Source organism: Anaeromyxobacter sp. SG66 (assembly GCF_022690805.1).
GTDB classification, from domain to species: domain Bacteria; phylum Myxococcota; class Myxococcia; order Myxococcales; family Anaeromyxobacteraceae; genus Anaeromyxobacter; species Anaeromyxobacter soli.
On the sequence record NZ_JALCZC010000195.1, the window covers coordinates 1 to 3,607 of the forward strand.

Genomic DNA, 3,607 nt, shown 5'->3' on the forward strand with positions numbered 1-3,607 from the left:
CTCGGCCTCGGCCTGGGCCGCACCGCTCCGCTCCTCGGACGGCACGGCGTGCAGCCCGGGCGCCGGGTCCGCGCGCGGCGGAGGCGCGCTCGGCGCGGGCTCGGGCTCCTGGGGCGGCGGAGGGGCCATCAGCGGTGGCGGAGGCGGAGGCGGCTCGAAGCGCCGGGGCCGCCCGTCGGCGCCGCGCGCCGCGGCGGCGGGCCCGCGCACGAGGATCACGTGCCCACACCGGCAGCGGATGCGGTACACGCGGCCCGGCGCCGGCTCGTCGACGCTCGCGAAGCGCTTTCCGCAGGAATCACAGACGAACTTCAAGCTCGAGCTCCCATCGTCGACACCCGGAAGCGACGGTACATCGGGACTGCCCCGGGGATCGAGTTGCTGCTACAGTGCCGCCGGTATCACGGGATACCGCCGTTCGCTCCGCTGCGCTCCCCGCGCGCGGGGCGGCGGCCGGGTGGGATGGCGCACGGCGCTCGCTCGCGATCGCGCAGCCGGACGCAGGCGCCGGAGACGGCGGTGGAGGCGGGATGGGCGGGGTGTCTCAGGTGGTGTCGCGTTCGAGGCCGGACAAGCCCCAGCTCACGCAGTTTCATCAGCGGATCGCCGCCGAGACGCTCACCGCGCGCGGCGGCGGCGGGACCACCCGGCTCGCCGGGGCGCTCGCCCACTCCGCCGTCGATCTGAACCCGCACCAGATCGAGGCCGCCGCCTTCGCGCTGGCGGCGCTCCCCACCGGCGGCGCCGTGCTCGCCGACGAGGTCGGGCTCGGCAAGACCGTCGAGGCGGGTATCGTGCTCGCGCAGCTCGCCGCCGAGGGCAAGGCGCGCGCCGTGATCCTCGTGCCCGCGTCCCTCCGCGCGCAGTGGCGCGAGGAGCTGCGCTCCAAGTTCGGCCTCGACGCCGAGGTCGTGGACGGCGACTCCGTCCGCGAGAAGGAGCGGCAGGGCCTCCGCACGAACCCGTTCGACACCGGCGGCATCGTCATCTGCTCGCACCCGTTCGCCGCGCTCCGGCAGGCGGACATCGAGCGCGTGCCGTGGGACGTCGCCGTGATCGACGAGGCGCACCGCCTCCGGAACGCGTACCGCAAGGATCACCGCACCGGGCAGGCGCTCCGCAAGGCCCTGCGCAAGGCTCCGAAGCTGCTCCTCACCGCGACGCCGCTCCAGAACGACCTCATGGAGCTGCTCGGCCTCGCCGCGTTCATCGACGACGCCCTGCTCGGCAACGAGGAGGCGTTCCGGTCCCAGTACGCCTCGGGCGAGCTCACCGAGGACAAGGCCGCCGACCTCAAGTCGCGCCTCGCGCCCGTGTTCATCCGCACGCTGCGCCGCCAGGTGAAGGAGTACGTGAAGTACACCGCGCGGCGATCGATCGTGGAGGACTTCGCGCCGACCGCCCAGGAGCAGGAGCTCTACGAGCGCGTCTCCGAGTACCTGCGCCGCGACGACGCCTACGCCATCCCCGCGGCGCGCCGGCAGCTCTTCGTCCTCGTCTACCGCAAGATCCTCGCCTCCTCGTCGTTCGCCCTCGCCGCCACGCTCGATCGGCTCGCCGACACGCTCGACCAGAAGATCGCGGGCGTCGAGTGCTCCGCCCAGGCGGAGCTGCTCCTCGAGATGGACGGGTTCGCCGAGGAGGTGGAGGAGCTCTTCGACGACGCCGGCGGCCCCTCGCGGCCGAAGGGCCAGGCCGCGCTCCGGCGGATGAACGACGAGCTCTCGGAGCTCCGCGCCTGCGCGCGCCTCGCCCGGGAGATCAAGGTGAACGCGAAGGGCGACGCGCTCGTGCGCGGGCTCGATCGCTGCTTCACGGTCGCGAAGGCGTGCAACTGGCCGGACAAGGCGGTCGTCTTCACCGAGTTCCGCCGCACGCAGGACTACCTCGCGCGCCTGCTCAAGGCGAAGGGCTACTCCGTCACCTGCCTCTCGGGGGACGTGGGCGGCACGGACAAGCGCCAGGCGCTCGTCGAGGAGTTCCGGAACGAGACGCAGATCCTGATCATGACCGAGGCCGGAGCGGAGGGGCTGAACCTCCAGTTCTGCAACCTGGTCGTGAACTACGACCTCCCCTGGAACCCGCAGCGCGTCGAGCAGCGCATCGGCCGGTGCCACCGCTACGGCCAGCAGCGCGACGTGCTCGTGCTGAACTTCCTCAATCGCCAGAACGCGGCCGACAACCGGCTCTACGACCTCCTCTCGCAGAAGCTCGCGCTCTTCGACGGCGTGTTCGGCTCGTCCGACGAGATCCTGGGCGCGCTGGGCACCGGCATCGACTTCGAGAAGCGGGTCCTCGACATCTACCAGTCCTGCCGCTCGGGCGAGCAGATCGACGCCGCGTTCCAGAAGCTCCGCGGCGAGCTCGACGACCGGATCTCCGCCCGGTACGCCGCGGCGCGGGCGCTGCTCTTCGAGCGCTTCGACGGCGAGGTCCGCGGGCGGCTGCGCGTCGCCGAGCAGAAGGCGAAGGAGGCGGTGGCGCGGCGGGAGGCGGAGGAGGACGCGCTCGTCTCGGCGGTCCTCGCGGACGACGCGCCCCGTCCGGCGGAGGCGGAGCCCGAGGCGCCGCAGCCGCCCGCGAAGGGCCGCACCGGGCGCGCGAGGCTCGTGCGCGAGGCCGCCGAGAAGGTCCGCGCGCGGCCGCAGGACGCCGTCTCGTTCCTCGAGCTCCCGGCGGTGAACCTGCCCGCGAAGCTCGGCCGCCTGGCCGGGCGCGAGGGCTGGTGGTTCGCCTACAAGTTCAGCTTCGACGCGCTCGTCTCGGAGGAGCGCGTCATCCACCTCGTCCTGTGGCACGACGGCGAGCGGTTCCACGCGCTCACCCCGGAGGAGGCCGAGGCGTTCGCGGCGCTCCCCGCCGAGGAGGCGAAGGCGGGCCCGCGAGGAGCGACCGTCTCCATCGGGAGCGCGCAGGAGGAGGCGCTGGAGACGATCCACGCGCGGCTCGTGCAGGACCTCCAGGAGCGGATCGCGAGGTCGTACGACGAGGCGCGAGACCGCTGGGACCGCTCGGTCGAGGACGCGCTCGCGTCGCCGCGCAAGGCCGTCGACGACGCGCGCGCCGCCTGGGCCAAGGCGCGGGGCGCGCTGCACGACCGCTCCGAGGCGCCGCTCCGCGACCGCCGGGCGGCGTGCGAGCGCGCCGAGCGCGAGTACCGCCGCAAGCTCGACGACCTGCGCGCGACCGAGGGGCACCGCTACGCCGAGAAGGATCGCGCCGTCGCGGACCTCCGGAAGCGCGCGGAGATCCGCGAGAAGCGCACCCTCGTGGCGACGGCGTACTGGCGCGCGCCCTGAGCGGCGGCGCGACTCGCGCACCTTCGGTGCCGCGAGTCACGGCCGGCCGCGTGAGCGCGCCGCTGCCTCCGCTCCGGCGCCCTTGGCCGGGACGAGCTCGAACCGGATGGGCACGGCCGCCGCGGTCCCGCCCGCCGGCCCGAGCGCCCGCACGACGCACGCGGCGAGCTCGGGGTCGCCCACGGAGTCCGCCGCGATGGCGGCGCGGCCGCCCCCCACGTGCGCGACGATCACGCCGTCGAGGGCGGGCGTGCGCCGGAGCGCCTCGCCGTAGCAGGCCTCGAGCCCGCTCGCGCGGCCGGCGACGG

The 3,607-nt window shown here is 74.4% G+C and carries 1 protein-coding gene and 2 pseudogenes; 1 reads left to right on the plus strand and 2 read right to left on the minus strand.

All coding sequences use genetic code 11. The annotated features are described in order from the left end of the window. Positions 1-315, minus strand: a pseudogene (locus tag MNZ39_RS23565) (hypothetical protein); the annotation flags it as partial. A gap of 215 nt (positions 316-530) precedes the next feature. On the opposite strand from MNZ39_RS23565, the gene MNZ39_RS23570 reads away from it, so the two are divergent. Beyond that, on the plus strand, positions 531-3,299 hold the full coding sequence (locus tag MNZ39_RS23570; protein WP_242341524.1) for an SNF2-related protein: 2,769 nt from the start codon (positions 531-533) through the stop codon (positions 3,297-3,299). Between the two features lie 36 nt (positions 3,300-3,335). Here the strand turns inward: MNZ39_RS23570 and MNZ39_RS23575 are convergent. Continuing rightward, positions 3,336-3,607, minus strand: a pseudogene (locus tag MNZ39_RS23575) (hypothetical protein); the annotation flags it as partial.

Coding starts and splice junctions, on each gene's coding strand:
- MNZ39_RS23570 (WP_242341524.1), top strand. CDS start 531: ATGGGCGGGGTGTCTCAGGTGGTGTCGCGTTCGAGGCCGGACAAGCCC.